General features: G+C 73.4%; 4 protein-coding genes. All 4 read left to right on the forward strand.

Features of this window, described 5'->3' with window-relative positions:
* Positions 1–173 precede the first annotated feature (173 nt).
* Positions 174–1,514 (forward strand): NADH-quinone oxidoreductase subunit NuoF, encoded by a 1,341-nt coding sequence (gene nuoF / locus PKY62_RS02280; RefSeq protein ID WP_324534429.1) that lies wholly within the window; start codon positions 174–176, stop codon positions 1,512–1,514.
* Positions 1,511–4,126: an NADH-quinone oxidoreductase subunit G gene (locus PKY62_RS02285; protein WP_324534431.1), complete on the forward strand. Its 2,616-nt coding sequence runs from the start codon at positions 1,511–1,513 to the stop codon at positions 4,124–4,126. The genes nuoF and PKY62_RS02285 overlap by 4 nt, the downstream gene beginning before the upstream one ends.
* Complete coding sequence (nuoH, locus tag PKY62_RS02290; RefSeq protein ID WP_324534433.1) at positions 4,126–5,523, forward strand: NADH-quinone oxidoreductase subunit NuoH; 1,398 nt, start codon at positions 4,126–4,128, stop codon at positions 5,521–5,523. Before PKY62_RS02285 ends, nuoH begins: the two co-directional genes overlap by 1 nt.
* A gap of 31 nt (positions 5,524–5,554) precedes the next feature.
* Positions 5,555–5,932: NADH-quinone oxidoreductase subunit NuoI (gene nuoI, locus PKY62_RS02295; protein ID WP_502875768.1), on the forward strand; the 378-nt coding region annotated here is incomplete at its 3' end.

Here is a 5,932-nt window from a genome sequence, read left to right on the forward strand (position 1 = left end):
GCGACCACGACGCCCGCGACCTCGACGCCCGCCAAGGCCGCGCGCAAGCCCGCCGCGAAGCGCGCGACCACGGCCCGCACGCCGAAGGCGCCCCCGGTCCCGGGTGGCGAGCACTCCAGCGTCGACACCCCGGCCAACCCGCCCCAGGGCGTGGCCGACGGGAAGGAGTCCTGATGAGCCTCAGCCCCGTCCTGACCGAGCACTGGGACGCCGAGCGGTCCTGGACCCTGGCCACGTACGAGTCCACCGGCGGCTACGCCGCGCTGCGGACCGCGCTCACCATGGAGCCCGCAGCCGTCGTGACGACGGTCAAGGACTCCGGCCTGCGCGGCCGTGGCGGTGCCGGCTTCCCGACCGGCATGAAGTGGGGCTTCCTGCCTGCCCCCGACGGCGGCCCGCGCTACCTGGTGGTCAACGCCGACGAGTCCGAGCCGGGGACCTGCAAGGACATCCCGCTCATGATGGCCACGCCGCAGCAGCTCATCGAGGGCGTCGTCATCACGGCCTACGCGATCGGCTGCCACCACGCCTTCATCTACCTGCGCGGCGAGGTGCTGCACGTCTACCGCCGGCTGCTGAACGCCGTCGCGGAGGCCAGGGCGGCCGGCTACGTCGGCACCGACATCCTCGGCTCCGGCTACGACCTCGAGATCACCGTGCACGCCGGCGCCGGCGCCTACATCTGCGGCGAGGAGACGGCGCTGCTGGACTCGCTCGAGGGCCGTCGCGGGCAGCCACGACTCAAGCCCCCGTTCCCGGCCGTCGCCGGCCTGTACGCGCGCCCGACGGTCGTCAACAACGTCGAGTCCATCGCGTCGGTGCCCTCCATCGTCTCGGGCGGCTCGGACTGGTTCAGGTCCATGGGCACCGAGCGCTCCACGGGCTACGGCCTGTTCTCGCTCTCGGGTCACGTGGTCCGGCCCGGCCAGTACGAGGCCCCGCTGGGCATCACGCTGCGCGAGCTGCTCGAGATGGCCGGCGGCATCCGGGAGGGCCACGAGCTGAAGTTCTGGACCCCGGGCGGCTCGTCCACCCCGATCTTCACGGCCGAGCACCTCGACGTGCCGCTCGACTACGAGTCCGTGGGAGCTGCCGGTTCCATGCTCGGCACGCGCGCGCTGCAGATCTTCGACGACTCGACGTGCGTCGTGCGGGCCGTCGCGCGGTGGGCCGACTTCTACGCGCACGAGTCCTGCGGCAAGTGCACCCCGTGCCGCGAGGGCACGTACTGGCTCAAGCAGGTGCTGCACCGCATCGAGCACGGCCACGGCACGACGGCCGACCTTGGCACGCTGCTCAGCGTGTGCGCCTCGATCCTCGGGCGTGCCTTCTGCGCCCTGGGCGACGGGGCGACGTCGACCATCACGTCCTCGATCCAGCTGTTCCGCGAGGAGTACGAGGCGCACATCCACGGGGGTGCCTGCCCGTTCGACCCGGCGGCCTCCGCCCTGTTCGAGACCGCTAGCAGCACCCGGACCCTGACCGGGACGTCCGCGGGAACGGTGGGAGCATGACGACGACGACGCCGACGGCCGCGACGGGTGCCCCCGCGGCTCCCCCCGCGGGCGTGACGTTCACCCTCGACGGCATCGAGGTCTCGGTGCCGAGGGGCACGCTGGTGATCCGCGCGGCGGAGCAGGTCGGGATCCAGATCCCGCGCTTCTGCGACCACCCGCTGCTCGCCCCGGCCGGCGCGTGCCGCCAGTGCCTCGTCGAGGTGGCGGTGCCGGACCGCGAGGGCACCGTGCGTCCGATGCCCAAGCCGCAGGCGTCCTGCACGCTCGAGGCGACGCCCGGCATGGTGGTGCGCACGCAGCTCACCTCGCCGATGGCGGACCGCGCGCAGCACGGGGTGATGGAGCTGCTGCTCATCAACCACCCGCTGGACTGCCCCACGTGCGACAAGGGCGGCGAGTGCCCCCTGCAGAACCAGGCGATGAGCAACGGCCGGGGGACCAGCCGGTACCTCGACGTCAAGCGGACGTACCCCAAGCCGCTGGCCATCTCCACGGAGATCCTGCTCGACCGCGAGCGCTGCATCCTGTGCCAGCGCTGCACCCGGTTCTCCGACGAGATCGCCGGCGACCCGTTCATCGACCTGCAGATGCGCGGCGTGCGCCAGCAGATCGGCACCTTCGACCCGTCGGTGCTCGGCTTCGACGGCGCCGCCCCGGTGGCCGTGTACCGCGGCTCGCAGCCGGACGGCTCGCCGGCCCCGGCCGTCAGCCCGGCGACGGGACCGATGGGCGCGGCGGAGCTCGACACCTCCGGCCGCCCGTTCGCCTCGTACTTCTCGGGCAACACCATCCAGATCTGCCCGGTGGGGGCCCTGACGGGCGCGGCCTACCGGTTCCGCTCGCGGCCCTTCGACCTGGTCTCCACGCCGGGGGTCGCCGAGCACGACGCGAACGGTGCGGCGATCCGGGTGGACCACCGCCGCGGCGTCGTGCTGCGCCGGCTCGCGGGCGAGGACGCCGCGGTCAACGAGGAGTGGGTCAGCGACAAGGACCGCTTCGCCTTCACGTGGCAGTCCGCGGCGGACCGCCTCACCACCCCGCTGGTGCGCGACACCGCGGCGGACGGCACGCGCGGCGAGCTGCGCGCAGCCAGCTGGTCCGAGGCGCTGGAGGTGGCCGCCGAGGGGCTGGCCGCCGCCGGTGGCGTCGGCGTGCTGCCGGGCGGCCGCGTGACCCTCGAGGACGCGTGGGCATACGGCAAGTTCGCCCGCGTGGTGCTCGGCACGCACGACGTCGACCACCGCGCGCGCCCGCACTCGGCCGAGGAGGAGGCGTTCCTCGCCCACCACGTCGCCGGTGCGCCGCTGGACGTGACGTTCGCCGACCTCGAGAGCTCCCCGGCGACCCTCCTCGTCGCCTACGAGCCCGAGGACGAGGGTGGCGTCGTCTTCCTGCGCCTGCGCAAGGGCGTCCAGGCGCGGCGCACGCGCGTCCTCTCGCTCGCGCCGTTCGCCAGCCGCGGGCTCGAACGGCTCGACGCGACCCTGCTCCCGGCCGCCCCCGGCACCGAGCCGGAGGTGCTCGACGCGATCGTCACGGGCGCGGACGGCGCGCTGGGCGACGCGGCGACCGCCCTGGCCGGCGGCGTCATCCTCGTCGGCGAGCGCCTGGCGACCGTGCCCGGCGGCCTGTCCGCCGTGCTGCGGCTCGCGGAGCGCACGGGTGCCCGGCTCGCCTGGGTGCCGCGTCGCGCCGGCGAGCGTGGCGGCGTCGAGGCCGGCACGCTGCCCGGCCTGCTGCCCGGCGGCCGGCCGGTGGTCGACGCCGCGGCGCGGGTCGACATGGCGGCGGTCTGGGGCGTCGACCGGCTGCCCGTGCAGCCGGGTCGCGACACGTCGGCGATCCTCGCGGCCGCCGCGGACGGCTCGCTCGGCGGCCTCGTCGTCGGCGGCGTGGACCCGGCGGACCTGCCCGACCCGGCCGCAGCGCTCCACGCGCTCGATCGGGTCGGCTTCCTCGTCTCGCTCGAGGTGCGCACCTCCGCCGTGACGGCCCTGGCCGACGTCGTCCTGCCGGTCGCCCCGCCCGTCGAGAAGCCGGGCACCTTCCTCACCTGGGAGCGCCGGCCCCGGCCGTTCGCCCAGGCGCTGACGTCCACGGCGATGGCCGACCACCGGGTGCTCGACGCCCTGGCCACCGCGATGGGTGTCCCGTTGGGGCTGCGCACGCTCGCCCAGGTGCACGCCGAGATCGACCAGGCCGGCGCGTGGGACGGCGAGCGGCCCGCGGCCCCCGCCGTCGCCTACCCCGAGCCGCCGGCGGTCGGCGCCGGGCAGGCCGTGCTCGCCACGTGGCACCTGCTGCTGGACTCCGGGCGCTGCCAGGACGGCGAGGCGTTCCTCGCCGGCACGGCCCACCGCCCGGTGGCCCGGGTCGGGGAGCGGCTCGCCGTCGAGCTGGGCGTCGCCACGGGCGACACGCTGAGCGTGACGACGCCTGCCGGTGCGATCACCCTGCCGGTCGCGGTCACCGCGATGGCCGACGGCGTCGTGTGGCTGCCGGTGTGCTCGCCGGGCTCGACCGTGCGCTCGACGCTGGGCGTCGACGCGGGTGCCGTGGTGCAGGTGGCCGCGGCAATGCGGTCCGTCGTGGTCGGAGAGGCGAACTGATGGCCCACATCCTCGGTCCCGTGCTGGCGCAGGCCGCCGTGCCCGGCGCCGACTTCAGCAACGACAACGGCTGGATCGTGCTGCTCAAGGCGGTGGCGCTCATCGTCTTCCTGCTGGTCAGCGTGCTCCTGGCGATCTGGTTCGAGCGCAAGGTCGTCGCACGCATGCAGGTGCGGCCCGGGCCCAACGTGCACGGCCCCTTCGGCCTGCTGCAGTCGCTCGCCGACGCGATGAAGCTGCTGCTCAAGGAGGACGTCAACGTCCGCGCGGCCGACAAGGTGGTCTACCTCGTCGCGCCGATGATCTCGGTGTTCTGCGCCCTGCTGACCTTCGCCGTCATCCCCCTGGGACCCGCGGTCAGCATCTTCGGGGTGCTCACGCCGCTGCAGCTGACGGACTTCCCCGTCGCCGTGCTCTACATCCTCGCGGCGACGTCGGTCGGCGTGTACGGCATCGTCCTCGGCGGCTGGGCGTCCGGCTCGACCTACCCGCTGCTCGGCGCCGTCCGTTCCACCGCCCAGGTGATCTCCTACGAGCTCGCGATGGGCATGTCGCTGGTGAGCGTCTTCGTGCTCGCCGGGTCGATGTCCACCTCCCAGATCGTCGAGTCTCAGGCGGCGGTGTGGTGGGTGTTCCCGCTGCTGCCGGCGTTCGTCATCTACTTCATCGCGATGGTCGGCGAGGTCAACCGCCTGCCGTTCGACCTGCCCGAGGCCGAGGGCGAGCTGGTCTCCGGGTTCATGACCGAGTACTCCTCGATGAAGTTCGCGTGGTTCTTCCTCGCCGAGTACATCAACATGATCAACGTCTCGGCCGTCGCGACCACCCTCTTCTTCGGCGGGTGGCGCGCGCCGTTCGGCCTGCACCTCGTCAACGACGGGATGTTCAACGAGGGCTGGTGGCCGCTGCTGTGGTTCCTGGCCAAGCTGTGGACCTTCATGTTCGTGTTCGTGTGGATCCGCGGCACGCTGCTGCGCTTCCGCTACGACCAGTTCATGAAGTTCGGCTGGAAGGTGCTCATCCCGGCCGCGCTGACCTGGATCGTCGCCGTGGCGGCCGTCCAGGGCGTGCGCCAGTTCACGGACGTCGACCTGCAGACGATGCTCATCGTGCTGGGTGGGCTTGCGGTCGTCGGGATCGGGGTGTCGTTCCTCGTCCCGGACCGGAAGAAGGAGCCCGAGCCGGCCTCGACGGTCGCCGCCGCGCCGTTCGACGCGTTCGCCGGCGGCTACCCCGTGCCGCCGCTGCCCGGCCAGGTGCTGCCCCCGTCGCCGCGTGCGGCGCGACGTGCCGCCCGCGCCACCGAGGCGTCGGGCACCGCCACAGCGATGCTCGAGGCGCCGGCGCAGGTCGCCGAGACCACGCCCGACGGCGAGAAGGAGGAGCCCCGTGGCTGACGACCTCACCCGGCGCGACGACGCCGGCGAGCTGGCGCAGGGCGGTGCGGCGAGCGAGCCGACGCCGTACCAGCCGCTCATCGAGCCCAAGAGCGGCCTGGTGGCCGAGATGCTCGCCCCCGTCGCGGGCTTCGGGGTGACCTTCTCCTCGATGTTCAAGCCGACGGTCACCGAGCAGTACCCGTTCGAGAAGGCGCGCACCAAGCCGCGCTTCCACGGCCGGCACCAGCTCAACCGGTACCCGGACGGGCTGGAGAAGTGCATCGGCTGCGAGCTGTGCGCCTGGGCCTGCCCCGCGGACGCGATCTACGTCGAGGGTGCGGACAACACACCCGACGCGCAGTTCTCGCCCGGAGAGCGGTACGGCCGCGTCTACCAGATCAACTACCTGCGCTGCATCTTCTGCGGC

Source organism: Actinotalea sp. (assembly GCF_035443605.1).
Taxonomy (GTDB): Bacteria; Actinomycetota; Actinomycetes; order Actinomycetales; family Cellulomonadaceae; genus Actinotalea.

Coding starts and splice junctions, on each gene's coding strand:
- PKY62_RS02285 (WP_324534431.1), top strand. CDS start 1,511: ATGACGACGACGACGCCGACGGCCGCGACGGGTGCCCCCGCGGCTCCC.
- nuoF (WP_324534429.1), top strand. CDS start 174: ATGAGCCTCAGCCCCGTCCTGACCGAGCACTGGGACGCCGAGCGGTCC.
- nuoH (WP_324534433.1), top strand. CDS start 4,126: ATGGCCCACATCCTCGGTCCCGTGCTGGCGCAGGCCGCCGTGCCCGGC.